The organism is Allobosea sp. Root483D1 (assembly GCF_001429505.1).
GTDB lineage: Bacteria > Pseudomonadota > Alphaproteobacteria > Rhizobiales > Beijerinckiaceae > Allobosea.
On the sequence record NZ_LMJW01000001.1, the window covers coordinates 1,185,850 to 1,210,374 of the forward strand.

A 24,525-nucleotide genomic window follows, 5' to 3' on the forward strand; every position below is an offset into this window, starting at 1 on the left:
GTCCGACGACGCGCAGCAACGGCGCCGCCGACGCCTGGCTACACTGAAGTCATTCCAAAGTATTTGCTCAATTTATAATCGTTCAAAACAACGATTATTTGAGCCATTGTTGACGGTGATATGCGGCTTTACTAAGGAGGGTCAAGAGCGGCGCAAGCTGCCCGATCATCCCCTTTTCCGGAACCGCCGAGGATTTCCCGATGTTCATCGCCATGAACCGCTTCAAGGTCGTCAAGGGGGAGGAAGAGGCCTTCGAGACGGTCTGGTCCTCGCGCAAGACCCGCCTCGACGAGATGCCGGGGTTCATCGCCTTCCATCTGCTGAAGGGGCCGGAGAAGGAGGACCACACCCTCTACTCCTCGCACACGACCTGGGCCTCCAAGGACGATTTCACCACCTGGACCAAGTCCGACCAGTTCCGCGAGTCGCACCGCAGCGCTGGCCAGCCGCGGCCTAAGCCGCTCTATCTCGGCCATCCCGAGTTCGAGGGCTTCGAGACGATCCTGACCGAGCGCAACCCGCATCTGCCGCGCCAGGCGGCCGAGTGAGAGGCAGAAACGATGTCACTCGCTGAAACATTGGCGCCGACTGCTTCCGCCGATGCCATGGAGAAGGTCCGGGCGGCGCTCGCCGCCAAGCCGGACGGGGTGATCGAGGCGGTCGCGCGCGAGCACGGCGTCTCGACCCTCGCCGTGCTGGAGGCGACGCCGAACGAGCAGCGCCGCTTCATCGCGGCCGAGCGCTTCGAGGCGCTTTGGCAGGAGCTTTCGGGCTGGGGCACGGTGCTCTTCATCGTGCACACGCCGGACATCGTGCTCGAATGCGAGGGCTCGCTGCCGGTCGGCTCCTTCGGCCATGGCTACTACAACATCCATGGCGACAGCCCGATCGGCGGGCACATCAAGGCTGGCAACTGCAAAGCGATCTACCTGGTCGACCGGCAATTCCATGGCCGCCGCTCCTGCTCGGTGCAGTTCTTCAACGGCGCCGGCGAAGCGATGTTCAAGGTCTTCGTCCGTCGCGACGAGGCGCGCGACCTGCTGGCCGATCAGGTCGCCCGCTTCGAGGCGCTGAAGGCGAGCTTCGGCTGACACCCTCCCTTTTTGCCGGGTTGGTTGCCACAGGGCCTCCGTCGTGTGTTGACGGAGGCTGTCGTCTTCGTCGCCGACCTGCTCGCAACCGATAACTGACAAATGATCTCAATCGCCACGCTTCCGCCATAAGCCGCATCATATCGATGGAGCAGCTTCTGCAGGCATCCGTGAAAGGTCGGGGATTTACCAAGCGTTAACCATAGAGGCGCAGCCTCCTACTCGCGGAGCGAAGTAACGTGATCCTCCCGATTGATCACGTACGGGCTCCGACAGGCGAGCGCCATGGCCGGCCGGCGAGCGCAGGAGACCTGCTCGAGGTTCCGGCTGAGGACGCTGAGATGGCAGCGCAGCTTGCCCTGGCACGGGCCAGCCTGGCCAAGGGGCTCATCGGCCCGACTGCGCGTACGACCGACCCCAAGGCCGAGCTGACATCGCTCACCCAGAGCGCGAGCTTCCGCAACGGGGCGATGCTGGCGCTGCGTTTCGTGCAGGCGCGCCTGCTCTCGGTCTGGGGCTTGCTGCTGGCAGCCGCCCTTTGCCCACCCAAGGTCTTCGCCGATTTCGCGATCTTCGCGGCCCTGGCGAATGTCGGGTCGATCGCCGCACTGCTGCGCTTCGAGGCCGTGTTCTTCCAGAATAGCGACCGGCTGCGGCTCGGCCGGGCCTTCCGCCTGGCTGTTGTTGCCGGTGCGATCTTTCTTGGCGCGGCGACGATCGCAGTCTTGTTTACTGCATCGCAGGGCTGGATCCTGCGCGGCTTCGGCGCACTCTTCCTGATCTCGCTGGCGAGCCGGGCGGTGATCCGGCTGCTTCTGGCGGAGGCCACGGCGGAAGGCGACTTCGCCACGATCGGCAACAGCAATGTCGTCCAGGCACTGGTCCAGCCAGGGATGATGATCCTGCTGATCTGGCCGCTCGGGCCGACCGCCCTGGCGTTGTTCACTGCGGACGCCTTCGGCCATGTCGTCGCGGCCTGCTATCTCGCCTGGCGCCGACGCGGCTCCCTGGTGCGGTTGATGCACCCGTCCCTCTGGTCAATTGTGGAACTGGCCTCGGCAGCCTGGCAATGGCGCAGCTCGCCGACCTTCCTCCTGCCCTCGGCGGTGCTCGCCTTCGGTTTCTCGGCGGCGCCGTTGCTGGCCCTACCATTGGCGAGCAGTCCTGTCCTGGCGGCCCATGTGGCGCTGGCGACGCGCCTGCTCGACATGCCGGCGCAGATGTTCGGCACCGTGACAGTCCCCCTGGTGATGAACGATCTGCGCAAGCATGAGGGTCGCGATCGGCAAAGGCGCGCGCGCCTGCTCACGCTTGGCATGGTGGCGATCGCGGCCGCACTCTTCATCACCATCGCCCTTGTCGCGCTCGGAGCGGACGAACTCTTCCTGAGCGGCACCAAATGGGGCGGCATCGGCGAAGTGATGGCGATCATGGCGCTGTTCTATTGCTGCAGCGCAATGGCCGGCCCGCTGCAGGAAATGGGCGCGTTCTCATCGCGCCCGCACAGCCAGATGACGGCCAATGCGGTGGCGCTGGCCGCCGCGGCGATCGTGATCTGGGGGTTCGGCAGCTTGTCTCCGACGCTGCTCGCGGTAATCAGCCTGATCTCGCTGGCGCGGCTCCTGCTGCATCTGCGCTTGACCTGGACCGCCATCGGCGAGCGGCGGATGGCGGTTGCAAGCTAGCAGCGCTGGCTATTCGCGCCGGATCAGGCGGTCGGCGAGCAGCGAGGAGAAGAAGCCCGGCCTGAACTCGCGCTCGAGCCGTTCCGGCTCGTACTCGCTCGCCACCCAGTCGAGGAACGGCATGCCCTTGCTGGCGCCTTCGCGGGCATACGCTTCGAAGAAGGCGTCGAGGATGCCGGTCTTGGCGAAGCGGAAATGGCCGTAGCGCAGCGAGAGCTCGGCCATCGCCTCGGCGAGCGGCCGCTTCTCATGGACCAGCAGATAGAGCGCGGCGAAGAAGCCCGCCCGGTCGGCGCCGGATTTGCAATGGACCAGAGCGGGCGTCTGCAACTCGGCGAAGAAGGCCGGCGTCGCCAGGATGGTGTCGCGGTCGGGCGCGCCGCGCGAGCGCAGGATGAACTCGACGAGCGCGACGCCGTGGCGCTCGCACGCTTCCTTCTGCAGCGGCCAGGCACCGTGCTCGCGGCCGCCACGCAGGTTGACGATGGTCTTCACGCCCCGGCGGGCAAACCAGGCGATGTCGCCGGGCGCCGGCTGAGCGGCGCGCCAGAGCTGCGGCGTGACGCGATGCGCATTGAGATAGGCGAGCCGGAAGATGCCGTGGTCGACGAGCAGCATGTTGGCCCAGGCACGCGCGCGATCGAGCCGGCCGCGCAAGGGGCGGTCCCAACGCGCGATCCGCGCCATGCGCCTTGCATAGCGGTCTTCCGGCCGCCGCCAGCGGTTCAGCATGGGATCGCACCTGTCATGCCGGCCCGATAGCAGCGCCCGTCGGCTTGCGCAAATCGATAAGCCCTTGCGACTAAAGCCCGGGCTTGGCCTTTGCTGCTGGAACGCGCATAAGGCGCCCGAAGTTTTGTCATCGATAGGTCAGGTACATGCGGCTCGACGCCATCGCCATCGGCAAGAATCCCCCCGAAGAGGTCAATGTCGTGATCGAGGTCGCCATCGGCGGCGAGCCGATCAAGTACGAAATGGACAAGGAAGCCGGCACGCTCTTCGTCGACCGCTTCCTCTATACGCCGATGCGCTATCCCGGGAATTACGGCTTCATTCCGCATACGCTGTCGGAAGACGGTGATCCCTGCGACGTGCTGGTCGCCAATACCCGCCCGCTGGTGCCGGGCTCCTATATCGCGGTCAGGCCGATCGGCGTGATGATGATGGAGGACGAGGGCGGCGGCGACGAGAAGATCATCGCCGTGCCGGTCCCGAAGCTGACCAAGCGCTACGAGAACGTGACGAACTACACCGATCTGCCGCAGATCACGCTCGACCAGATCCAGCACTTCTTCGAGCACTACAAGGATCTCGAGCCGGGCAAATGGGTGAAGCTCACCGGCTGGGGCGACGCCACCAAGGCCAAGCAGCTGATCGTCGAGGCGATCGAGCGTGCAAAGAAGGCCAAGCAGGGCTGAAGCCCCGCTGCACCGATCTCGCCATGGTCGGGTTCGCCCCGGCCATGGCGATTTGGCATTGCCCTATCGCTCCAGCAGCCGTTCGAGCTCGCCGCGCAGCTGCGGGCCGAGATCGCCGCGCTCCAGCGCATAGGCGACATTGGCGGTGAGGAAGCCGATCTTCGAGCCGGTATCGTAGATGTCGCCGTCGAAACGCACGGCGAAGAACTTCTCCTGTTGCGACAGCGCGATCATCGAATCGGTCAGCTGGATCTCGCCGCCGGCGCCCCTCTCCTGGTTGGCGAGCAGGTCGAAGATCGTCGGCTGCAGGATGTAGCGGCCGGTGATGTGCAGGTTCGATGGCGCCGTGCCCTTCGGCGGCTTCTCGACCATCCTGCTGATCTGCGAGACCTTGGCCTTGGCATCGGCGACGCCGACGATGCCGTATTGATGGGTCTGGTCTTCCGGCACAGGCGCGACCGCGATGTGGTTGCCGCCATGCTTCTCGTAAGCCTCGATCATCTCGGCGAGGCATCCCTTGCCCTGATCATGGTGCAGCATGTCGGGCAGGAGCAAGGCGAAGGGTTCGTCGCCGATGATGTCGCGCGCGCACCAGACAGCGTGGCCCAGGCCGAGCGGCGCCTGCTGGCGGGTGAAGCTCGCCGTGCCGGCAGCCGGCAGGTCGAGCTTGAGCGCCTCCAGCTCCTTCACCTTGCCGCGCTTGGCGAGCGTGTCGTCGAGCTCGTAGGCCATGTCGAAATGGTCCTCGATCACACCCTTGTTGCGACCGGTGACGAAGACGAAATGCTCGATGCCGGCGGCGCGCGCCTCGTCGACCACGTGCTGGACCACCGGCCGGTCGACGATGGTCAGCATCTCCTTCGGGATCGCCTTGGTGGCGGGCAGGAACCGGGTGCCGAGACCAGCGACGGGAAAGACCGCCTTGCGGATTTTCTTGATCATGCGCGTCCATCTCGCGCGCCCATGGCGCGCGCCTGCTGAGGTCGGAGGGCTTCGGGAGAGCCGGCTTCGCCCGATTCATGCCGGCCGCTCAAGGCTGGCTTGCGAATCTGGCGAAAGCCGGGCCGGCCCCGCTTTTGAATACCAGTCGCCCCTTGCCGATACGTCAACGCTTTTGGCGTAACGTGCCGGATTTGCGGCCCTCCCCCGCGGCCTTGCACGGCTTCACCAGGGCGGTGCCCGAGAATAGCCATGAGCAGCCGGAAAGCTGGTTCGAACTGTCGTGATTCCGGTTTATGCGGATCACGTGACGAGGAGACGAAGATGGCAATTCTGGTTTCGGGCGGCGCCGGCTATATCGGCAGCCACATGGTCCTCGAGCTCCTGGACCGCGGCGAGAAGGTCGTGGTGCTCGACGATCTCTCGACCGGCTTTTGGTGGGCAGTGCCGCAGGAAGCGACGCTCGTGCGCGGCGACATGGGCGACCAGGCCCTGGTCGAGCGCACCATCGCCGAGCACGGCATCAGCGAGATCGCGCATTTCGCCGCCAAGATCGTCGTCCCGGATTCGGTGACCGATCCGCTCGGCTACTACCACAACAACACCGTCAAGACGCGCGCTCTGCTGGAGAGCGCCGTACGTGGCGGCGTCAAGCATGTGATCTTCTCCTCGACCGCCGCCGTCTATGGCGAGCCGCCGGTCTCGCCGGTGCCGGAGGAGATCGCGCTCAACCCGATCAACCCCTATGGCCGCTCCAAGCTGATGAGCGAATGGATGCTCGGCGACGTCGCCCGCGCCCATGGCCTGACTTATGTCGCGCTGCGCTATTTCAACGTCGCGGGTGCCGATCCCAAGGGACGCTCCGGCCAGTCCAGCGCCAACGCCACCCATCTGATCAAGGTCGCGAGCCAGGCGGCGCTCGGCCAGCGCGCCGGCCTCGACATCTTCGGCACCGACTATGCGACGCCAGACGGCACCTGCATCCGCGACTACATCCACGTCACCGACCTCGCCCGCGCCCACCTGGCGGCGCTCGATCATCTGCGTACTGGCGGCGAGAACCTGACGCTGAACTGCGGCTACGGCCGCGGCTATTCGGTCAAGGAAGTGGTCGAGGTGGTGAAGCAGGTCTCGGGCGTGGATTTCCCGGTCCGTCTGTCGCCGCGCCGCGACGGCGACCCGGCTGCGCTCGTCGCCAAGGCCGACCGCATCCGCGCCGAGCTCGGCTGGCTGCCCGAGCATGACGATCTCACTGAGATCGTCACCCAGGCGCTGGCCTGGGAGGAGAGTCTGCGCAAGCGCAACGCCAGCTAAGGCGCAATCTACTCAGCCCTCACAAGGGATTTGGCGCGGCGTTAACCCATGGTTAACCTCGTTCGGGCGCTGTGGTGGAAAGAGCCCGCGACCGAGCCAGAGGAGCAACCATGCGCCCCGTCACCGTTCTCGCCTTCGCCGTAGCGCTCGGCCTCGGGCCGGCGCTCGCGCAGACGACGGGTTCGATCAATCCGGCACGGGCGCAGACCCCCAAGCCCGAGGCGCGCCCGGCCGCGCCGGGCTTCGATGGTTTCTTGAAGACGCTCTGGCCGATGGCGCAGGCGCGCGGCATCTCACGCAAGACCTTCGACCTGGCCTTCCAGGGCGTGACGCCAGACCCGTCGATCGTCGTGCTCACCCGCAAGCAATCGGAATTCGTCGCGCCGATCTGGAGCTACCTCAACAGCGCCGTCGGTGGCGGCCGGATTTCGCGCGGCCGCGAGATGCTCGACGCCCATGCCAGCGTGCTGGCCCAGGCTGAATCGCGCTACGGCGTGCCGAAGGAGATCATCCTCGGCATCTGGGGGATGGAGACCAATTACGGCTCGTTCAAGGGCGACAAGGACGTGATCCGCTCACTCGCGACGCTGGCGAACATCCGCTATCGCGGCGACTTCTTCCGCGACGAGCTCCTGACCGCGCTGGAGCTGATCGAGAAGGGCTATGTCGAGCGCGGCGAACTGCGCGGCTCCTGGGCCGGCGCGATGGGCCACACCCAGTTCATGCCGTCGAGCTACATGAAATACGCGGTCGACCAGACCGGCGACGGCCATGCCGACATCTGGACCTCGACAAGCGACGCCATCGCCTCGACCGCCAATTACCTCAAGGGCTATGGCTGGACCCCCGGCCTGCCCTGGGGCATCGAGGTCGTGATCCCCGATGGCTTCGATCACAACCTCTACCGCACCAGCTTCTCGGCCTTCCGCTCCGCCGGCGTGCGCCGCGCCGATGGTGGCTCGCTGCCCTCCTCTGGCGAAGCCAGGCTGTTCTATCCGGCAGGGCATACCGGGCCGGCCATGCTGCTGACCGCGAATTTCGACGTCATCAAGAAGTACAACTCCTCCGACGCCTATGCCCTCGCCGTCGGCCATCTCGGCGACCGGATCGTGGGCAAGTCCGCCCTGCAGGGGGAATGGCCGGTCAAGGCGCCGCGCCTCGACAAGGCCGGCACCACCGACGTCCAGCGCCGGCTGAAAGCCCTCGGCCTCTACAATCACGATGCCGACGGGCGCATCGGCACCGGCACACGCGAAGCGGTCAGGCAGTACCAGCTGCGTGTCGGCATGCTTGCCGACGGCTACCCGACCCCGGCCCTGCTGGCACGGATGAAGGCGCCCCGCTGACGAAGCGGGCAATCGCGACTATATTGCCTGGCGGCGCTTGCCTCTGACTGGCGCCGATCGAGAGCACGATGCGCCCGCGTTCGCTCTTCATGGTTCTGGCAGCAGCCCTGCTCGTGCTCGCGACGGGCGGGCCGATTTCGATCGCCCAGAACCCGGTGCCGCCGGGTCGGATACCGCAAGCGCCGCCGCAAGGCCGCAGCCTGTTCAACATGTTCTGGCAGATTCCGGAGAGGTCGACGGTCCAGCAACGGCAGCCACGCGAGCGCGTCGCACCGGCCCAGCGCCGGACCCCGACCCGCGTCGTCGTCCGCGACGATCCGATCATCCCCAAGGTCGACGTCAACCACCATGTCCTGGTGATCGGCGACACGCTCGCCGGACAGATCGCCGAAGGGCTCGAGGACAGCCTCGGCGACCGTGCCGATGTCGCGGTGGTGAACAAGGCCAAGGCCGATAGCGGGCTGGTCCGGACCGATTTCTACGATTGGCCGAAGGCAGCCGGGGAACTCCTCGCCGCCGACGCCAAGGTCATGGTCGCGGTCATCGTCCTCGGCCCGAACGACCGCCAGGTGATCCGCGAGGGCGAGATCACCCATGAGCCGCTGAGCGAGCGTTGGCTCCAGCTTTACAAGGCGCGGATCGAGGCCGTAGCCTCGGCTTTCAGCGCCAGGCGCGTGCCGCTGATCTGGGTCGGCGCGCCGCCGATGCAGAATGCCCGCCTGTCGGCAGATCTCACCACGCTGAACGACCTCTTCCGCAAGGGCGCGGAGGCGGGCGGCGGCCAGTTCGTCGACCTCTGGGGCGCCTATGTCGACACCGAGAACCGCTATACCGCGACGGGACCGGACGTGAACGGCCAGATCGCCCGCCTGCGGCTCGGGGACGGCGTGCATTTCACCAAGGCCGGCGCCCGCAAGGCTGCACATTTCGTCGACGTCGTCATCCGCCGCATCTTGGAACGGACGCCGACGCAGAATGTCATCGCCCTGCCCAGCCCACCGGATGCCGATGGTGCGCCTGCACCCGCGCCGCAGCCCGCCGATATCGAGCGCCTGATCGACCGCATGGTCAGCGGCATACCGACCGATCTGCCACTTGTCCCGGTGGTACCGCTGCGGCCGCTCGCAGGCCCGATCCTGCCCCTGACCGGCGCCGTCTCCCCAGGTGGCGATGTTGCGCTGATCGCCTCGATCCAGGAAGCGCGTGGCCGCGGCGACGTCGCGGCAGGGCTCGACCGCGTCTTCGGCCAGGGCATCGCCCCCGAGCCGCGCCCCGGTCGTGCCGACGACTTCCGCTGGCCGCGCCCGAACTGAGGCCGCTCAGGCCAGCTGAAAGCGCTCGAAGCGCCCCATCTCCTCCTCGACCTGCCGCTTCAGGTCAGGCGATGGCTCGGGCTCCAGCCAGGTCCATTGCTGCACCAAGAGCTTGCGCGCCGCCCGATCAGTCTTGAGATCAGCGACGGCGACGATCCGGTCCCCCGCCAGCACCGGCAGCCCGAAATAGCCGAAGACACGCTTCTCCTTCGGCAGATAGGCCTCGAAGAGGTGGTCATAGCCGAAGAACAGCTTCAGCCGCTTGCGCTGGATTATCAGCGGATCGAAGGGCGAGAGGATGTGGATCAGGCTCTCGTCGGCTGGCTCGGATGGTTCCAACACCTCCGGCAGCGCCCAATGCGGAGTCTTTTCCGCGCCGTCGATCGCGACCGGCACCAGTTCCTTGCGCCTGACTCGCCCAGCGATCAGCTCAGCGATCGCCTTCTTGCTGGGCGCATCGAGATGGCAGATCGAATCGAGACTGACGATGCCCTGCGCGCGCAATGCCCGGTCGAGCTTGTAGGCGACGACCTGTCGTTCTGACGCCGGCGCCGGCTGCTTCTCCCAGCCGAAATGCCGGTCGATCAGCTCATAGGTCTTGAGCATGCCGGAACGGGCGGAGATCGCGAGCTCGCCATCGTAGAAGGCGCGTTCGAGCAGGCCCTTGGACGGCTTCTTGCTCGCCCAGAGATGCGTCTTCTCGACCAGCACATCGGTGTCGATGTCGCGGATGGTGAGCGCGCCGTCCTTGCGGATGCGGCGCAGCAGCTTGCGTGTCTCCTCGCGGCTGCCGACCGAGGCCCAGCGCTTCGGCTCGGCGCGATGCGCCTTCATCGCGGGCAGGAAATAGCGGAGGTCGGCGGTAGGCGCATAGGACAAAGCATGCGTCCAGTACTCGAACACCGACTTGTCCAGTGACTGCGCCTGCGCGAGGTCGTCGCGGCGATAGCAAGGAATCCGGCTGTAGAGAATGTGGTGGTGGCAGCGCTCGACCACATTGATCGTGTCGATCTGGACATAGCCGAGATGGCTGACCGCGGCCGCCGTTGCCTCCGGTCCGGCGCCAAACGGCTCGCGCGTGTCGAGATTCTGGGCTTTGAGCCAGATCCGGCGTGCCGCCGCCTTGTCGAGCTTCAGGATTTTTCGCGGTCGCATCGCCATCACGGCAAACTAGCGGCAAGCCGATCGGCCGATAAGTGGCAAGCGCCCGCATTCCTGACAGGGGCTGTCGGCGGTGAAAGTGGGGCCGCCCGGAATCTCATTCGTCGCCGCTCGCTCGCGACGCCCCCGCCAGTCCCAAGGACACCGCGATAGCCCGGTTGAGCCGTATCATATCCTCGTCGCCGAGCCGTCCGATCCGCTCTCCCAGCTTGATCTTCGGGACCGTGGTGAGCTTGTCGACCATCAGTCGGCAAGGCGAACGCAGGCCGTTACCGGCGTGTGGCGTCACTGGCAGCCGGAACAGGGGGGCCTCGGTCGCATCTGTGGTGAACGCGCAGACGGTGATCGAAGCGGTCGCCTCGAAATTGTCGTCCTGAACGATCACCACGGGGCGCGGCTTGCCGGCATAGTCCGGGCCGCCCGAGACGGTCCAGATCTCGCCGCGTTTCACTCACCGTCACCGATCGAGATCGCATCGATGAAGGCCTGATCTTCCACCGCCTGCGCACTCCGCGCCACCGCCTGCGACTGGCGATGAGCTTCTGCTCGGAACCCGGCGGCCCGGACATCCGGAACCCAGATCTGGATAGGCCGCAGCCCCTGCTCACGCAGCCGCTCGCGATGGCGGCGAACCTTCAGCTTGCTGCCGGGAGAGGTCATGACACAGCCCTCGCTTTGGTTACATGTAACCTAGCACGGCAGGGGATGTCAGAAAAGGCAGGCGTTTACTGCGCCGCGGCCAACGCCTGCGCCAACGCCTCCGGCGTCAGCTCCGCCAGCGCCATCTGGACCTTGAAGGCCCTGGTCTTCTCGCCGGGCTTCATCACCAGGATCACGGTCTCGGTCCCCGGGCAGGCGGGATCGGCGCAGAGGATCTCGTTGACAGCGATCACGGCGTTGTCAGGCAGGTCGAGCAGCTCGCGCACCTGCCGCTTGACCTGCGCCGCGGCATCGGCCGCGGCGGCGTCGCGCTTGTCCCTGCCGAACAGGCCAAAGCGCATCGCGTCCTCAGCCCCCCGGCAGGGTCAGCACGCCGGCCGCGCCATCTTCGGCCCCGAAGGCGAGGCGCTTGCCGAGCTTGTCCCAGGCGAAGGCGGTGATACCGCTGCCGCGCTGCGCCGGCCGAACCAGGAGTTCCGAGGCGTCGGTCAGGCGCACCATCAGGATGCAGCCGTCATCATAGCCGATCGCCAGCACCAGCGCCTTGGGATGGAAGGCGACGCGCGTGACCTTGGCGTGGCGGGCGCCGCATTCGCGCGGCGCTTTGCCGGTCGGGCCCTCGCCCTGGAAGGGCCAGACGATCGCGGCGTCGGCTCCCGACGATGCGAGCCAGAGCCCGTCATGCGACCAGGACAGCGAGCGCGGCTTGGCCGGATAGCCGGTCATGCGCATATGGCTCGGCTTCTCGCCGAGGCGCCAGCCATGCAGCGCATTCTCCTGCATCGCGCTGACGACGAAGCGCCCGTCCGGCGACCAGGTCACCTCGAGATGCGAGCCCTTCCAGTCGAGAAAATCGGGCTTGGCCTCGGTGTTCGGGTACCAGAGCAGCACGCCGTTCATCTGGGCGATGGCGAGCCGATAGCCCTTCGGCGCGAAGACAAGGCCCTGCGGCGTCGAGGCGACCTCGATCGACTTGAGCTTGCCCTTGTCGTCGCGGGCATGGACCGTGCGGCCCGTATTCCAGGCGAGGCTGCCGGCCGGCGACACCGTCACGGCGTCGATCCAACGCCGCTTCGGATCGAGCGCCAGCTCCTCCGGCTCGCCATCGGCAGAGGTCGCAACGACGCGGCCGTCATCGCCGCCGCTGATCAGCCGCGCGCCATCCGAGACCGCGCAGAGCAGGCCGCCACGATTGGCCTCGACAGTTTCCGTCTCGCCATCGCGCCAGCGCAGCACGCGGCCATCCGCGAGCGCGAAGGCCAAAGTCTGCTTCAGCCAGAAAGCGCTGACGACATGCTCGCCGGCATCGACGGGAACGACATGCTCGCGCAGCGAGACGGGTTTGGCGATCGAATCCATGGCTGCCGGTCTAGAGCATGTTGGGCAAAAGTGGGACCCACTTTTGCGATCGAAGCATGCCCGACTTTCTGATTTCGCTCAGCCGGTTCCAGCTGGACGGAACGCGCCGGCAAACAAGGCGTGCCTGCGCGGCGCCGTCATGCGCGAGCCGCTTTCACAGGGCGACCGCGGCCACCTTCGGTCGATCCGGCAGGGCGGGAAAGGCTGCGGATTGAGCCTCGGCAAGATTGTCGATCTGCCGCTGCAACTGGGCGATGACATGCCGCGAGAACGGGCCGAGATGCAGATAGAGCGCGACCATCATGAGCACATAGGGCAGCGCCTGACGATTATGGACGAGGCAGTCGAGCACCGTCCTCCAGAATTCGCGCCGCACATCCCCCTTCGCGACCGTCATGGACCAGAACAGGCGCCAGGACGATTTCAGCTCCTGCCACTCCATCGACCGGGGCAATTCCAGCCGGCGATTTGTACAATCGAGCATCCGCCCGACCCGCCGAACGCGGCCGAAGAAGGCGCTGGGCGCGTACACGGCTTCCAGGACCGCCTTGTAGTCCGACAGAATGGCGCGACGCGCGCGGCTGGTCACGAAGTTGAGGCCAGCAGTGCATTGGTCGCCCAGCCCCTGCGAACGATCGGCATCATCCGGAAGGGTCAGGCGGCCTTCGCGGTCGAGGCGCCGCGTCAGCTGGGTGTTTGGCAAGGCATAGAGCAGGCCGACCATGCAGACCGGGATCGCGGTATCCTCGATGCAGTCGATCATGCCGCGTGCGACGCTGCCTTTTTCACTGTCGAAACCCAGGATGAAACCGGCGTTCACGAACAGCCCTGCCCGGTAGATCTTGTGGACGCTCTCCTCCAGGCTGCGGCGGGTGTTCTGCTTCTTTTGCGTTGAGATCAGCGTATCGGCGTCCGGGCTTTCGATGCCGACAAAAATCGTGAAGAAATTGGCCTCGCTCATGGCCTGCATCAAAGCGGGATCATCGGCAAGATTGATCGAGGCCTCAGTCGAGAATTCGAACGGGGAGTTTTTCTCCCTCATCCAGTCAGCGAGAGCCGGCAGGAATAGCCTGAGTGCTTTCTTGTTGCCGATCAGGTTGTCGTCGACGAAATCGACATGGCCGCGATAGCCGAGCGCATACAGGGCATCCAGCTCCGCCATGACCTGGGCGTTGGTCTTGGTGCGCGGCACGCGTCCATAGAGCTCGATGATGTCGCAGAACTCGCAATTGAACGGACAGCCGCGCGAGAACTGCACGCCGACATGCAGATAGTTCCTGAAGGTGAGAAGGTCGAACCGCGGCGTCGGGCTCTTGGTGACGTCGGTCTTGCCCATCTCGGCGCGAAACACACCGCTCGTCGCACCGCCCGTCCAGGCGGCGATGAAATCGGTCATGATCTCCTCGGCCTCCCCAAGCACCCGAAAGTCCGCCCGGGCGTAAATATCCGGCGTGGAGGTCGCATCAGGGCCGCCGACCACAACGGGCTTGCCGCGCGATCGGCACATCTCGATGACCGCCAGCGTGCCGTCCTGCTGCGGCAGCATGCCGCCGGTCATGACGAGGTCGGCCCAGTCGAGATCCTGTGCGCCGAGCTCCTCGGTGTTCAGGTCGACAAGGCGGACATCCCATGTCGTGGGGAGCAGGGCGGCGACCGTGATCAATCCCAGCGGAGCGGCAGGGTGCCGGGCTCCGGCGAGCGCGCAGGTCGCCTTGTAGTTCCAGAATGAGTTGGCGTTGAAGGCCGGGTAGATCATCAAGACCCGATTGCGGGCGGTTCGCATGCCGGCTCCTTCTCTGTGCAGCGCAAGACGGTGCGCGGCCGATGACATCGAAGACGCAGGCGCTCGGTCGCGCCGAAGAGCTTGAAGGACCCCGGGCCGGGTCGATTTATCGATCTAGCGGGATGGAATTCAGACCGTGCCCACCCGGCATTTGCGGATTGCCCGCAAGCCGGCTCCCCAGCTTCCGAGGACACGCATGGCAAGGGCCATGCCAGACACATCGAGCTTCACGGAGCGCGGGCTGGACGGGGCTGATGCCGCCTCGCAGCGAAAATACGGCCCGGCTGTTGCACGAAAATGCGGGGGAGCCTCCAGAAACTGGAGCCGTGCTCGGTTTCGGTCAGGGGCAAGTTCGACTGGTGGAGACCCGAGCTCAGGTCGGTAAGCGGTCCGGCTTCAACCGGACGGGCCACGCCTGTGCCTTGGAGGCGGCAGTTTGGGCAAAAACCTGCTCACCTAACACTGCGAGAGCCGCGCAGGGTAACAATGCGCGCGAAAAGCGCATGCCGAGCCCGTGTTTAGGCCGGGCTATTGAATCCGCCAGGCTCCGGGAGGCTGACGGACTGCGCGATCGCGCGCCTTCGACCGGAACGAACCCGAACGCTGGAGGGCTAAAGGGACGGCCAGCAACCGTGGGCCATCCCAGCGCGTCATGGGAGCGGCCGAAGACAAGCCTGGGTCTTCGGCCTGCTCCGGGATGACGAGCTGCTCAGGCCGCGCAGGCCATGAACCCCTTGCGCAACGCCGCCTCGTCGAGATCGCGGCCGATGAAGACCAGGCGCGAATTGCGCTCCTCTCCAGCCTTCCAGTCACGCTGCAGGTCACCGTCGAGGATCATGTGCACCCCCTGGAAGACGAAGCGGCGCGGCTCGTCCTTGAAGGCGAGGATGCCCTTGGAGCGCAGGATGTTCGGGCCCTGCACCTGGCTGATATCGTTGATCCACGGCATGAATTTCTCGGGATCGACATCGCCGGGAAGCGTGAACGACATCGAGCGGATCTCGTCCGAATGATGATGGTGGTGGCCGGCCTCGAGGAAGTCGGGCTCGATGTCGAGGATGCGGTCGAGATCGAAGGCGTTTCGGTCGAGCAGCTCGGCGATCGGCAGCTCGCAGCGCGTCGTCTTGTGCAGCTTGGCATAGGGGTTGATCGCGCGGATCGTCGCCTCGACCTCGGCGAGTTCCCCGGGCGTCACCAGGTCGGTCTTGTTCAGGATGATCACGTCGGCGAAGGCGATCTGGTTCTTCGCTTCCGGCGCGTCCTTGAGGCGGTCCTTCAGCCACTTCGCATCGGTGACGGTCACGACCGCGTCGAGCTTGGTGGCGTCGCCGACATCCTGGTCGACGAAGAAGGTCTGGGCGACCGGGGCGGGATCGGCGAGGCCGGTGGTCTCGACGATGATGGCGTCGAACTTGCCCTTGCGCTTCATCAGCCCGTCGAGGATGCGGATCAGATCGCCACGCACGGTGCAGCAGATGCAGCCATTGTTCATCTCGAACACTTCCTCGTCGGCGCCGACGACGAGGTCGCCATCGATGCCGGTCTCGCCGAACTCGTTGACGATCACGGCGAATTTCTTGCCGTGGTCCTCGGTGAGGATGCGGTTGAGGAGCGTGGTCTTGCCGGCGCCCAGATAGCCGGTGAGCACCGTGACGGGAATCTTCTCGGACATGGGAAACGACCTGGTTGGCGGCGCTGCTACGATCGCGGTCCGGTCAGGCCGGGCCGGCGACGAGCGCCTTCTCGATCTGGCTTATATTGTGTTTCATCATCGCGATGTAAGTCCCGGCCGGACCATCAGCGGCCGAAAGCGCATCCGAATAGAGCCGCCCGCCGATCTTCGCCCCGCTCTCCCTGGCGATCTGCTCGGCGAGGCGCGGATTGGTGATGTTTTCGAGGAAGACGGCCGGCACCTTCTCCGCCTTGATCTGGCGGATGATGCGGGCGACGTCCTTGGCCGAGGCCTCGGCCTCGGTCGAGACGCCCTGCGGTGCGATGAATGCGACGCCATAGGCTTTGACGAAGTAGCCGAAGGCATCGTGCGAGGTGATCGCCTTGCGCCGGTCGGCGGGGATGCGCGCGACTGTCGCCTTGATCTCGCTTTCCAACCCATCGAGCTTGGCGAGATAAGCGGTGGCATTGGCCTCATAGGCCGCCTTGCCAGCCGAATCAGCCGCGATCAGCGCATCCCGGACATTGCCGACATAGAGCCTGGCATTGGCAACGCTCTGCCAGGCATGCGGGTCCTCGCCGCCATGGCCATGACCGTGATCGTCGGCCAGCTTGAGCGGGGTGATGCCGGTGGTCGCGGTGGCGATCGTCGCCTTGGTGCCCGACGACTTGATCAGCCGGGTCAGCCAACCCTCGAACTTCAGCCCGTTGACGACGACGAGCTTGGCGCCTGCCACCGTCTTGGCGTCGGCCGGCGTCGGCGAATAGACATGCGCGTCGCCATCGGGCCCGACCAGCAGCGTCACCGCGACCCGCTCGCCACCGATCTCGCGCACGAAATCTCCGAGGATCGAAAAGCTCGCGACGACGGAGAGCTTCTCCTGGGCAAAAGCCGGCAGCGGCAGGACGGCGCCGGCGGCAAGGCCAAGGACGACGGAGCGGCGGTTCAGCATGGCATCTCTCGCGTTATATGAAACACTATAACATAACTAACGCTGGAGATGGGCCTTCGGCAAGAGGCGTCGCGCAAGTCCGCCCTGCGATCCCAGCAGGAGCGAGCCGAGATAGAGCGAGCCGGCCGAGAGAATGATCGCCGGCCCGGCCGGGAGATTGCTGCCGGCGGCATAGGAGGCGACGAGGCCGATATAGCCGGACGCCATGCCGAAGCCGGAGGCGAGCAGGATCAGCCGGGTGATGTCGGCGGTCCAGAACCGTGCTGCTGCGGCCGGCAGCATCATCAGTCCGACTGCGAGCAGCGTGCCGAGCGCGTGGAATCCGGCGACGAGGTTGAGCACGACGAGCCCGAGGAAGGTCAGGTGGACGACGCCGCCGGAGCGGCTGACCGAACGCAGGAAGCCGGGATCGACGCATTCGAGCACGAGCGGGCGGTAGACCAGCGCCAGAATGGTCAGCGTCAAGCTGGCGACTCCGGAGAGGAGCACGAGCACATCGTCGTCGAGCGCCAGCACGTTGCCGAACAGCACATGGAAGAGATCGACAGCCGAGCCACGCAGCGAGACCAGTGTGACGCCGAGCGCCAGCGAAATCAGGTAAAAGGCGGCGAGCGAAGCGTCTTCCTTGAGCACGGTCAGGCGGGCGACAGCGCCGGCGGCGAGTGCGACGGCGAAGCCGGCCACGAGCCCACCCAGCGTCATCGCCGGCAGCGAAAAGCCGGCGACGAGATAGCCGAGCGCGGCACCCGGCAAGATCGCATGCGCCATGGCATCGCCGGTCAGGCTCATCCGCCGCAGCATCAGGAAGACGCCGATAGGTGCGCCGGAGACCGACAATGCCATCACGCCAACCAGCGCCCGGCGCATGAAGTCGAATTCGGCGAAGGGGCCGATCAGGAGGTCATAGAGCATCGGCCCTGTCTTATGTAGCTGTACTCAGGCGGCGCAGGGCGCAGCATGGCTGTCGAAAGCTTCGACCATGCGCCGCGCCTTGAGCAAATTACTTGCCGTCAGCACCTCGCCGGTCTCGCCCCAGGCGATCGCCTCGCGCGCCAGCAGCAGCGTCTGCGGGAAGGCGCGTTTCACCGTCTCGATGTCGTGCAGCACCGCGACGACGGTGCGGTTCTCGCCATGCCAACGCTGGACCAGCGCCAGCAGGTCGGCGCTGGTGCGGGCATCGATCGCGGTGAACGGCTCGTCAAGCAGGATGATGTCGGCATCCTGCAGCAGGAGCCGGGCGAACAGCGCCCGCTGCATCTGCCCGCCCGAGAGCGTGCCGATGCTGCGGCCCTCGAAGCCGGTGAGGCCGACCGCGGCGATCGCCGCCTCGATCTTACTGCGCTGACCGAAGCCGATCCGGCCGAAGATGCCGGCTGTGCCCCACAAGCCCATGGCGACAAGATCATAGACATGGATCGGGAAGGAGCGGTCGAGCTCGGCCGATTGCGGGAGATAGGCGAGGCGCTTGCCCTTGGCGAGCGTCACCGTGCCGTCGAGCGGCGAAAGCGCTCCGGCGATGGCCTTGAGCAAGGTCGACTTGCCGGCACCGTTCGGCCCGACGATCGCGATCAGGCTGCCCGGCGCGATTTCGCCCGAGAGATGATGCACCGCCGGATGGCGGTCATAGCCGAGCGTCAGATCGCTGAAACGGATGGCGGGCATGGGTTTGGTACTCTTGTTCACGCCAGATTCTTCATCACACAATGACGGTGAAGGTCGCCGCCCACAGCACAACGATCACGCCAAGCGCCAGACCGAGCCGTTGCCCGGCAGAGAGCCGCAGCAGCGACCAGCCGGGGGCCTCGGAGACCGCATGGCGGTGATGGGCATGATCATGGGCCATATCGAATGATATAATGTTACGCATGGCCGCGAGCAAGCACGATGACGCTTGTCACCAGTGCCGAAGCGCGTCGATATCCATTCTCGCCCACTGCAGCCGGATGGGAGTGCATGCGTGAGTACCGAGCGGGTGACCTTCAAAGCGATACGCGACGGTGTCGCGGCCGAGATTCCGGCCGATGCGATCGAGGTCGTCCTGCCTGACGGCCTCAGCTTCCGGATCATGGCCTTTGCCGGCCGCAACGACTCCGCGACCCTGCACATGCCAGCCGACAATCCTGAAGCCCCGAGCTTCGACGTGTTCTGCGTCGAGCCCGGCGCAGCCAACACGCTGTTCATCTCCGTCGACCGGGTGCAGAAGCGCCAGATCGAGGGGTAGGGCTTATCCTTACGCCGGCAGATACTGATACAGCCAGGTCTCGGTCAGCACCTTGTCGCCGCCGCGCAGGAAGCAGCGCATCTCGACCGGGTCCATCCCGTCGACGGTGAGGTCGAACTGCGCGCGCCAATGGCCGGGCACATCGTTCGGCACCGCTTCGGCGAAGATGTAGGAGAACGAGCCGCGCGAGGCCGAGAGCACGACCTCGGGCTTGACCCCGAACGGGATGTCCTCCAGCGCCGGCCCCTTGAACTCGATCATGAACTTGCGCACGCCCTTGGGCCTCACCGTGCCGGGCTGGCCGCCATTGCCGAGCCGGGTGGCGACGACGCGGCCGAGCGAAGGCGGGAAAGGCTCGTCCGCGAGCCAGTGCAGGCGGTAGCGGAAATTATAGGCATTGCCGGCCTTGGCCGGCGCTTCGGGGACCCACATCGCGACAATGTTGTCGTGAATCTCATCATCGGTCGGGATCTCGATCAGCTGGACCGCGCCCTTGCCCCATCCGCCCAGCGTCTCGATCCACAGGCTCGGCCGACGCTCGTAGAAGACGCCATCCATGTAATGATCGATGAGGCGATCGCGCTGCATCAGGCCGAAGCCGCGCGGGTTTTCGTCGACGAAGCTGGATGCGACGGTGCGCTGGGGGTTGTTGAGCGGGCGCCAGGCGCGCTCGCCATTGCCGGTCCAGAGCGCGAGCCCGTCGGAATCGTGCACCTCCGGCCGCCAGTCGACCATGGTCGTCTTGGCGGTCTCGGAATACCAGTACATCGAGGTCAGCGGCGCGATGCCGAGCCGTGCGACATCCTTGCGCAGGTGCAGCTCCTGCTCGATCTCCATGTCGACGCCCTTGCCGCGATGCATGCGGAAGCGGAAGGCGCCGGCAACGCTCGGACCCGAGAGCAGAGCATAAACGACGACATGCTCGGCCGCCTCCCCGGGCGTCTCGAGCCAGACATGAGTGAAATCGGGGAACTCCTCCGGCTGGTCGGCGACCGCGGGATTGACAGCGAGGCCGCGGGCCGAGAGTCCGTACTGGTAGAGTTCGCCGATGGCGCGGAAATAGGAGGCGCCGAGGAAGGCGACCCAGTCGTTCTTCTGCCAGTCGAGCTTCTCGCCCTTGCGGCCGGGATGACCAGAGCGGCTCTCCTGGAAGCGGAAACCGGCGAAACCGGCGCCCGGCGGCAATTGCTTGGCCGGGGAATCGCCCGGCATCTCGAAATAGCTCTCATCGTAGACGATCTCGCGCGACTTGCCGTCATCGAGGACATGCATGCGCACCGGCTTCTGGAAGTAGCGGCCGAGATGGAAGAAGGTCACCGGCCAGGGCGACGGGCCATTGGCCCAGAGCGCCAGCTCCGGCTTGAACCTGATCTTGCCGTGGGCGTCGTAGTCGATCTTCTCGAGCACATCGGGCTTGGGGTTCGGCGGCGGCTCATAGGGCTTGCCGGCAAGATCGCGGGCCCGCGCCTTCAGACCCTCGAACGAGAAGGCTTCCGCCGTACCGAGCTTCAGCCCTTGCTGCGCCAAGGCTGGGCCTGAGAAACCCGCCGCCGCGAGGGCGGCCGTGCCGGCGGCGCCTGCGAGCAAGGTGCGGCGGTCGATCAGGGGCGTGGTCGGCTGTCGCGGCTGCATCGGGCGGGGCGCTCCATCGGGGAAAGATCGGAAGATGGTGTTTCCGGCTAGCCTGTCCAGCCGGCGAGGGCAATCTCATCAGCTTCCTGACCGCAGCAGGGCGGAAATCGCGCGCAATCGCGGCAATGAACGCCCTACGGCTTTGGAACAACTTTTCTTTCCCGCCATGAACCGCCTACAACAGGGAAAGTCCGGCCGTCCGAGCCGGACCATGTTTCGGGAGGAACCATGACGACGCTGTTCACTGGCCGCGGATTTGCTGGCCTCATGACTGCCGTGACCATCGCCGTGACACCGGTCGCGGCAAAGGCCCAGGACTTCATCAACGTGCTGACCGGTGGCACCTCGGGCGTCTACTATCCGCTCGGCGTGGCGCTCTCGAAGATCTATGGCGAGAAGATCCCGAATGTCCGCCCGACCGTGCAGGCGACCAAGGCCTCGGTCGAGAACCTCGTCCTGCTCCAGCAAGGCAAGGGCGAGATCGCCTTCACCCTCGGCGATTCCCTCGACGCAGCCTGGAAGGGCGACGAGGACGCCGGCTTCAAGACGCCGTTGAAGAAGCTGCGCGGCATCACCGCGATCTACCCGAACTACGTCCAGATCGTCGCCTCGAAGGATAGCGGCATCAAGACGCTCGCCGATCTCAAGGGCAAGCGCCTCTCGGTCGGCGCACCCAAATCCGGCACCGAGCTCAACGCCCGCGCTATCCTCGCCGCCGCCGGCCTGTCCTACAAGGATCTCGGCAAGATCGAGTACCTACCCTTCGCCGAATCGGTCGAGCTGATGAAGAACCGCCAGCTCGACGCCACCCTGCAATCGGCCGGGCTCGGCGTCGCCTCGCTGCGCGATCTTGCGACTTCGGTCGAGATCACCGTCGTCGAGGTCCCTGCCGCGGTCGTCGACAAGGCCGGCCCGCCGTTCGTCAAGGTCTCGATCCCGGCCAACACCTATACCGGTCAGACCGCCGCCGTCCCCGCCGCCGCCGTGGTCAACTACCTCGCCACCCATGAGGGCATGAAGGAGGAGACGGTCTACCAGATGACCAAGGCCGTCTTCGAGAGCCTCCCCGATCTCGGCGCTGCCCACGCCGCCGCCCGCTCGATCAAGCTCGAGAACGCGCTCGACGGCATGCCGGTGCCGCTGCACCCCGGCGCAGCGCGCTATCTCAAGGAGAAGGGCCTGAAGGTCGGCTCCTGAGCCCCTTCCCGCCCGACGTAATCCAGGCGAGGCCGGTCGACCCGGCCTCGCCTTTTTTGCCAGACGACGAAACAGTGAAGATCGCGCCTGCAGCGCGGCAGGACGGGAAACCAGCATGAGCACCGAATCGAGCAAGCCGCTGGCCATCCCGGATGTCGCAGCCGGTCCGCAGGCCGCCCCTTACGACCCCGAGCATGGCCTGCCGGCGACCTTTGGAACGGGCTGGAAAGGCCGCCTGCTGTTCTGGATCGCTGTCGCCTTCTCGGTCTTCCAGATTGTCACCGCCTTCGGCATTCCGCTCGACTTCCGGATCATCCCGGCCATCTCGTGGCTGACGCCGATCCTCTTGATCCGGGTCGCTTTCGCGCTCTGGCTCGGCTGGATCCTCCTCGGCACCGCCCGCGGCCAGGCGAGCACGGAAGCGATCTTCGCTTTCCTCACCCTGTTCGCCGCTTTCGAGCTGGTTACGCTTTACACCGGCACCCTGCCGAACCAGGTGCTGCGCACCGTCCATGTCGGCTTTCTCTGCCTGACCGCCTGCGGCCTGCTCGCCAATGCGGACGAGACCTCGCCGCCGGCCCGCATCTTCTGGTGGGCGGTCGGCATCATCGGCTTCACGCTCGGCCTCTATCACTGGTGGAACTACAACGAGCTGGTGAACCGCGCCGGCGAGCTCACCCATGCCGACATGGTCGTCGGCATCGCCGCGCTCGCCGTGCTGTTCCTGCTGGTCTGGCGCGCCATGGGCATCGCCCTGCCGCTCGTCGCCGGCACCTTCCTGGCCTATTGCCTGTTCGGCAATTATCTGCCGGCGCCTTACGACCATCGCGGCTACAGCCTCGAGCAGGTGATCGAGCAGATGGCCTTCGGCACCGAGGGGCTCTACTCGACGCCGACCGCCGTCTCGGCGACCTTCATTTTCCTGTTCATCCTGTTCGGCGCGTTCATGGAACGGGCCGGCGTCATCGACTTCTTCAACGACATCTCGATGGCCGTGTTCGGCGGCAAGCAGGGCGGGCCCGGCAAGGTCTGCGTCGCCTCCTCGGCGCTGATGGGCACCGTCTCCGGCTCCGGCGTCGCCAATGTCGTGGCGTCGGGCCAGTTCACGATTCCCCTGATGAAGCGCTCCGGCTTCAACGGCGCCTTCGCCGGCGGCGTCGAGGCGACCTCCTCGATGGGCGGCCAGATCATGCCGCCGGTGATGGGCGCGGTCGCCTTCATCATGGCCGAGACCATCGACGTCCCGTATTCGAAGATCGTCGAGGCGGCGATCATCCCGGCCCTGCTCTATTTCGCCGCCTGCTATTGGGCGGTGCATCTCGAAGCCGGCAAGCTCGGCCTGCACGGCCTGCCCAAATCGCAATTGCCGAGCGCGCGGGCCGAACTGCGCAAGCACTGGTACCTGATCGCGCCGCTGGTCGTGCTGGTCTACCTGCTCTTCGCTGGCTTCACCCCGCTCTTCGCCGGGGCGATCGGGCTTGCCCTCACCGTCGCGCTCATCCTCGCGCTGGCGATTTCCGCCGGCCTCGGCTCGCAGGCGCTTCGCCTCGTCTTCTGGGTCGGCTTCGCCTTGATCTCCGCGGCATCGATGACGATCAGCATGGCGACGGTCCTGATGGTCGTGCTCGCGCTCGTTCTCTGGAACGTGCTGCGCGGCGCATCCGGCCGCGAGGTGCTGCAGAGCTGTATCGCGGCGCTCGCGGACGGCGCCCGCCAGGCCCTGCCGGTCGGCCTCGCCTGCGCGCTGGTCGGCATCGTCATCGGCACCATGACCCTGACCGGCCTCGGCACCATCTTCGGCTCCTGGCTGATCGGCATCGGCAAGAACTCGATGTTCCTGGCGCTGGTGCTGACCATGGTGTTCAGCCTGATCCTCGGCATGGGCATCCCGACCATCCCGAACTACATCATCACCTCGTCGCTGGCCGCGCCGATCCTGCTCCAGCTCGACGTGCCGCTCATCGTCAGCCACATGTTCGTCTTCTATTTCGGGATCATGGCCGACCTGACCCCGCCGGTCGCACTCGCCGCCTTCGCCGCCGCGCCGATGGCCAAGGTCTCGGGCATGAAGATCGGCGTCCAGGCGGTGAAGATCGCGCTGCCCGGCTTCGTCGTGCCCTATATGGCGGTCTACGACCCGACGCTGATGCTACAACCGGTGGCAGGTCTCTCCGGCGCCACCTACTGGCTCGCCGTCGCCTATATCGTGGTCAAGGCGACGCTCGCCATGATCCTCTGGGGCGCGGCGTTCGTCGGCTACCTCACGCGCCGGCTGGCGCTGTGGGAACGTGCGCTGGCGGCGGTCGCCGCTGCCTTTCTCGTCGCCGCGGTCCCGCTCACCGACGAGATCGGCTTTGCGCTCGCGGCCGCGATGATCGGCCAGCATCTCTGGCGCGCCAGAGCGCCTGCGCCAGCCGTATGATCTGCCTTGCCGCCGGCGCGCTCGTGATCTCGCTCGGCGCGAGCGAGATCACGCTGTCCTGGCGGCATTCGGTGCAGAAATCGCTGTGGGAGGAGGTTTGGCAGGAAACCTCCGACGGGCTCGTCATCCGCGAGGCCCGCATCCAGGGCTCAGGCGCCGGCATGGATCCGCCTGATGGCGCGAAGCTCGTCGATGGCTTCTGGCGCTGGCGGCCCGCTCTGCCGCCGCTGCGCGAGGTCGTTATGCGCCGCTCCGGCGCGACCGCCGATTGGCGGGTCTGTGTGGAAAGCCGCTGCCGCTCGCTCGACGAATTGCTGCCGGCCGAGGCCGATCCGGTGGTAATGCGCCCTTGCGGCTGAG

At 66.0% G+C, this 24,525-nt stretch carries 25 protein-coding genes; 11 read left to right on the plus strand and 14 right to left on the minus strand.

The genetic code is table 11. The annotated features are described in order from the left end of the window. Positions 1-200: 200 nt before the first annotated feature. The 3 genes from ASE66_RS05465 to ASE66_RS05475 all read left to right on the plus strand — a co-directional run bounded on the left by ASE66_RS05465 (position 201) and on the right by ASE66_RS05475 (position 2,776). A complete protein-coding gene (locus ASE66_RS05465; RefSeq protein WP_057188506.1) occupies positions 201-548 on the plus strand; it encodes an antibiotic biosynthesis monooxygenase family protein in 348 nt (115 codons plus the stop codon). A gap of 12 nt (positions 549-560) precedes the next feature. Beyond that, positions 561-1,091 carry a heme utilization cystosolic carrier protein HutX gene (hutX, locus tag ASE66_RS05470; RefSeq protein WP_057188507.1) on the plus strand — a complete coding sequence of 177 codons (531 nt, stop codon included), beginning with the start codon at positions 561-563 and terminating at the stop codon, positions 1,089-1,091. 341 nt (positions 1,092-1,432) lie between these two features. Further along, positions 1,433-2,776: a hypothetical protein gene (locus ASE66_RS05475; protein WP_057188508.1), complete on the plus strand. Its 1,344-nt coding sequence runs from the start codon at positions 1,433-1,435 to the stop codon at positions 2,774-2,776. Positions 2,777-2,785: 9 nt separating this feature from the next. Here ASE66_RS05475 and ASE66_RS05480 read toward each other — a convergent pair whose 3' ends face one another. Continuing rightward, positions 2,786-3,508 (minus strand): fused DSP-PTPase phosphatase/NAD kinase-like protein, encoded by a 723-nt coding sequence (locus tag ASE66_RS05480; protein WP_057188509.1) that lies wholly within the window; start codon positions 3,506-3,508, stop codon positions 2,786-2,788. 146 nt (positions 3,509-3,654) lie between these two features. On the opposite strand from ASE66_RS05480, the gene ppa reads away from it, so the two are divergent. Further along, complete coding sequence (gene ppa / locus ASE66_RS05485; RefSeq protein WP_057188510.1) at positions 3,655-4,194, plus strand: inorganic diphosphatase; 540 nt, start codon at positions 3,655-3,657, stop codon at positions 4,192-4,194. 63 nt (positions 4,195-4,257) lie between these two features. On the opposite strand, the gene galU is transcribed toward ppa, so the two are convergent. Continuing rightward, on the minus strand, positions 4,258-5,136 hold the full coding sequence (gene galU, locus ASE66_RS05490) for a UTP--glucose-1-phosphate uridylyltransferase GalU (RefSeq protein WP_057188511.1): 879 nt from the start codon (positions 5,134-5,136) through the stop codon (positions 4,258-4,260). 321 nt (positions 5,137-5,457) lie between these two features. On the opposite strand from galU, the gene galE reads away from it, so the two are divergent. The 3 genes from galE to ASE66_RS05505 all read left to right on the plus strand — a co-directional run bounded on the left by galE (position 5,458) and on the right by ASE66_RS05505 (position 9,106). Then, a complete protein-coding gene (gene galE / locus ASE66_RS05495) occupies positions 5,458-6,447 on the plus strand; it encodes a UDP-glucose 4-epimerase GalE (RefSeq protein WP_057188512.1) in 990 nt (329 codons plus the stop codon). A gap of 110 nt (positions 6,448-6,557) precedes the next feature. After that, complete coding sequence (locus ASE66_RS05500; RefSeq protein ID WP_057188513.1) at positions 6,558-7,793, plus strand: lytic murein transglycosylase; 1,236 nt, start codon at positions 6,558-6,560, stop codon at positions 7,791-7,793. Between the two features lie 68 nt (positions 7,794-7,861). Next, positions 7,862-9,106: a DUF459 domain-containing protein gene (locus ASE66_RS05505; protein ID WP_057188514.1), complete on the plus strand. Its 1,245-nt coding sequence runs from the start codon at positions 7,862-7,864 to the stop codon at positions 9,104-9,106. Between the two features lie 6 nt (positions 9,107-9,112). Here ASE66_RS05505 and ASE66_RS05510 read toward each other — a convergent pair whose 3' ends face one another. The 11 genes from ASE66_RS05510 to ASE66_RS31950 all read right to left on the minus strand — a co-directional run bounded on the left by ASE66_RS05510 (position 9,113) and on the right by ASE66_RS31950 (position 18,536). Next, complete coding sequence (locus tag ASE66_RS05510) at positions 9,113-10,261, minus strand: winged helix-turn-helix domain-containing protein (RefSeq protein ID WP_057188711.1); 1,149 nt, start codon at positions 10,259-10,261, stop codon at positions 9,113-9,115. 103 nt (positions 10,262-10,364) lie between these two features. Beyond that, positions 10,365-10,718, minus strand: a complete 354-nt coding sequence (locus ASE66_RS05515; RefSeq protein ID WP_057188515.1) for a type II toxin-antitoxin system PemK/MazF family toxin — start codon at positions 10,716-10,718, stop codon at positions 10,365-10,367. Beyond that, complete coding sequence (locus tag ASE66_RS05520; protein ID WP_057188516.1) at positions 10,715-10,927, minus strand: antitoxin MazE family protein; 213 nt, start codon at positions 10,925-10,927, stop codon at positions 10,715-10,717. The genes ASE66_RS05515 and ASE66_RS05520 overlap by 4 nt, the downstream gene beginning before the upstream one ends. A gap of 65 nt (positions 10,928-10,992) precedes the next feature. Continuing rightward, positions 10,993-11,268: a hypothetical protein gene (locus tag ASE66_RS05525; protein WP_057188517.1), complete on the minus strand. Its 276-nt coding sequence runs from the start codon at positions 11,266-11,268 to the stop codon at positions 10,993-10,995. Positions 11,269-11,275: 7 nt separating this feature from the next. Further along, positions 11,276-12,286, minus strand: coding sequence for a WD40 repeat domain-containing protein (locus tag ASE66_RS05530; protein ID WP_057188518.1), 1,011 nt, complete (start codon positions 12,284-12,286; stop codon positions 11,276-11,278). Positions 12,287-12,440: 154 nt separating this feature from the next. Further along, a complete protein-coding gene (locus ASE66_RS05535) occupies positions 12,441-14,069 on the minus strand; it encodes a B12-binding domain-containing radical SAM protein (protein WP_057188519.1) in 1,629 nt (542 codons plus the stop codon). Positions 14,070-14,778: 709 nt separating this feature from the next. After that, positions 14,779-15,741: a CobW family GTP-binding protein gene (locus ASE66_RS05540; protein ID WP_057188520.1), complete on the minus strand. Its 963-nt coding sequence runs from the start codon at positions 15,739-15,741 to the stop codon at positions 14,779-14,781. Positions 15,742-15,784: 43 nt separating this feature from the next. After that, positions 15,785-16,693, minus strand: a complete 909-nt coding sequence (locus ASE66_RS05545; RefSeq protein ID WP_057188521.1) for a metal ABC transporter substrate-binding protein — start codon at positions 16,691-16,693, stop codon at positions 15,785-15,787. A 36-nt stretch (positions 16,694-16,729) separates the two neighbouring features. Then, the gene (locus tag ASE66_RS05550) at positions 16,730-17,605 is read right to left on the minus strand and encodes a metal ABC transporter permease (RefSeq protein ID WP_057188522.1); all 876 of its coding nucleotides are present in this window, start codon (positions 17,603-17,605) and stop codon (positions 16,730-16,732) included. Positions 17,606-17,629: 24 nt separating this feature from the next. Continuing rightward, the gene (gene aztA, locus ASE66_RS05555; protein WP_057188523.1) at positions 17,630-18,355 is read right to left on the minus strand and encodes a zinc ABC transporter ATP-binding protein AztA; all 726 of its coding nucleotides are present in this window, start codon (positions 18,353-18,355) and stop codon (positions 17,630-17,632) included. A gap of 34 nt (positions 18,356-18,389) precedes the next feature. Continuing rightward, entirely contained in the window at positions 18,390-18,536 is a 147-nt protein-coding gene (locus tag ASE66_RS31950; RefSeq protein WP_156412010.1) for a hypothetical protein, read from the minus strand. 114 nt (positions 18,537-18,650) lie between these two features. On the opposite strand from ASE66_RS31950, the gene ASE66_RS05560 reads away from it, so the two are divergent. Further along, positions 18,651-18,914: a hypothetical protein gene (locus ASE66_RS05560; RefSeq protein ID WP_156412011.1), complete on the plus strand. Its 264-nt coding sequence runs from the start codon at positions 18,651-18,653 to the stop codon at positions 18,912-18,914. 9 nt (positions 18,915-18,923) lie between these two features. On the opposite strand, the gene ASE66_RS05565 is transcribed toward ASE66_RS05560, so the two are convergent. Beyond that, positions 18,924-20,546 (minus strand): glucan biosynthesis protein, encoded by a 1,623-nt coding sequence (locus tag ASE66_RS05565; protein ID WP_200964544.1) that lies wholly within the window; start codon positions 20,544-20,546, stop codon positions 18,924-18,926. A gap of 267 nt (positions 20,547-20,813) precedes the next feature. Here ASE66_RS05565 and ASE66_RS05570 point away from each other — a divergent pair, with 267 nt between their 5' ends. From ASE66_RS05570 to ASE66_RS05580, 3 genes are all read left to right on the plus strand, one after another. After that, positions 20,814-21,743, plus strand: a complete 930-nt coding sequence (locus ASE66_RS05570; RefSeq protein WP_057188713.1) for a TAXI family TRAP transporter solute-binding subunit — start codon at positions 20,814-20,816, stop codon at positions 21,741-21,743. A 115-nt stretch (positions 21,744-21,858) separates the two neighbouring features. Beyond that, positions 21,859-24,165 carry a TRAP transporter permease gene (locus ASE66_RS05575; RefSeq protein ID WP_082613213.1) on the plus strand — a complete coding sequence of 769 codons (2,307 nt, stop codon included), beginning with the start codon at positions 21,859-21,861 and terminating at the stop codon, positions 24,163-24,165. Then, positions 24,162-24,524, plus strand: a complete 363-nt coding sequence (locus tag ASE66_RS05580) for a DUF1850 domain-containing protein (protein WP_057188525.1) — start codon at positions 24,162-24,164, stop codon at positions 24,522-24,524. The genes ASE66_RS05575 and ASE66_RS05580 overlap by 4 nt, the downstream gene beginning before the upstream one ends. Position 24,525 lies beyond the last annotated feature (1 nt).

Bases quoted from the DNA above. Each gene is read 5' to 3' on its own strand.
- hutX (WP_057188507.1), top strand. From the start codon at position 561: ATGTCACTCGCTGAAACATTGGCGCCGACTGCTTCCGCCGATGCCATG.
- ASE66_RS05520 (WP_057188516.1), bottom strand. From the start codon at position 10,927: ATGACCTCTCCCGGCAGCAAGCTGAAGGTTCGCCGCCATCGCGAGCGG.
- ASE66_RS05565 (WP_200964544.1), bottom strand. From the start codon at position 20,546: ATGCAGCCGCGACAGCCGACCACGCCCCTGATCGACCGCCGCACCTTG.
- ASE66_RS05465 (WP_057188506.1), top strand. From the start codon at position 201: ATGTTCATCGCCATGAACCGCTTCAAGGTCGTCAAGGGGGAGGAAGAG.
- ASE66_RS05570 (WP_057188713.1), top strand. From the start codon at position 20,814: ATGACTGCCGTGACCATCGCCGTGACACCGGTCGCGGCAAAGGCCCAG.
- ppa (WP_057188510.1), top strand. From the start codon at position 3,655: ATGCGGCTCGACGCCATCGCCATCGGCAAGAATCCCCCCGAAGAGGTC.
- ASE66_RS05480 (WP_057188509.1), bottom strand. From the start codon at position 3,508: ATGCTGAACCGCTGGCGGCGGCCGGAAGACCGCTATGCAAGGCGCATG.
- galU (WP_057188511.1), bottom strand. From the start codon at position 5,136: ATGATCAAGAAAATCCGCAAGGCGGTCTTTCCCGTCGCTGGTCTCGGC.
- ASE66_RS05475 (WP_057188508.1), top strand. From the start codon at position 1,433: ATGGCAGCGCAGCTTGCCCTGGCACGGGCCAGCCTGGCCAAGGGGCTC.
- ASE66_RS05505 (WP_057188514.1), top strand. From the start codon at position 7,862: ATGCGCCCGCGTTCGCTCTTCATGGTTCTGGCAGCAGCCCTGCTCGTG.
- ASE66_RS05540 (WP_057188520.1), bottom strand. From the start codon at position 15,741: ATGTCCGAGAAGATTCCCGTCACGGTGCTCACCGGCTATCTGGGCGCC.
- ASE66_RS05545 (WP_057188521.1), bottom strand. From the start codon at position 16,693: ATGCTGAACCGCCGCTCCGTCGTCCTTGGCCTTGCCGCCGGCGCCGTC.
- ASE66_RS05535 (WP_057188519.1), bottom strand. From the start codon at position 14,069: ATGCGAACCGCCCGCAATCGGGTCTTGATGATCTACCCGGCCTTCAAC.
- ASE66_RS05510 (WP_057188711.1), bottom strand. From the start codon at position 10,261: ATGCGACCGCGAAAAATCCTGAAGCTCGACAAGGCGGCGGCACGCCGG.
- ASE66_RS05575 (WP_082613213.1), top strand. From the start codon at position 21,859: ATGAGCACCGAATCGAGCAAGCCGCTGGCCATCCCGGATGTCGCAGCC.
- galE (WP_057188512.1), top strand. From the start codon at position 5,458: ATGGCAATTCTGGTTTCGGGCGGCGCCGGCTATATCGGCAGCCACATG.
- ASE66_RS05525 (WP_057188517.1), bottom strand. From the start codon at position 11,268: ATGCGCTTTGGCCTGTTCGGCAGGGACAAGCGCGACGCCGCCGCGGCC.
- ASE66_RS31950 (WP_156412010.1), bottom strand. From the start codon at position 18,536: ATGGCCCATGATCATGCCCATCACCGCCATGCGGTCTCCGAGGCCCCC.
- ASE66_RS05500 (WP_057188513.1), top strand. From the start codon at position 6,558: ATGCGCCCCGTCACCGTTCTCGCCTTCGCCGTAGCGCTCGGCCTCGGG.
- ASE66_RS05530 (WP_057188518.1), bottom strand. From the start codon at position 12,286: ATGGATTCGATCGCCAAACCCGTCTCGCTGCGCGAGCATGTCGTTCCC.
- aztA (WP_057188523.1), bottom strand. From the start codon at position 18,355: ATGCCCGCCATCCGTTTCAGCGATCTGACGCTCGGCTATGACCGCCAT.
- ASE66_RS05580 (WP_057188525.1), top strand. From the start codon at position 24,162: ATGATCTGCCTTGCCGCCGGCGCGCTCGTGATCTCGCTCGGCGCGAGC.
- ASE66_RS05550 (WP_057188522.1), bottom strand. From the start codon at position 17,605: ATGCTCTATGACCTCCTGATCGGCCCCTTCGCCGAATTCGACTTCATG.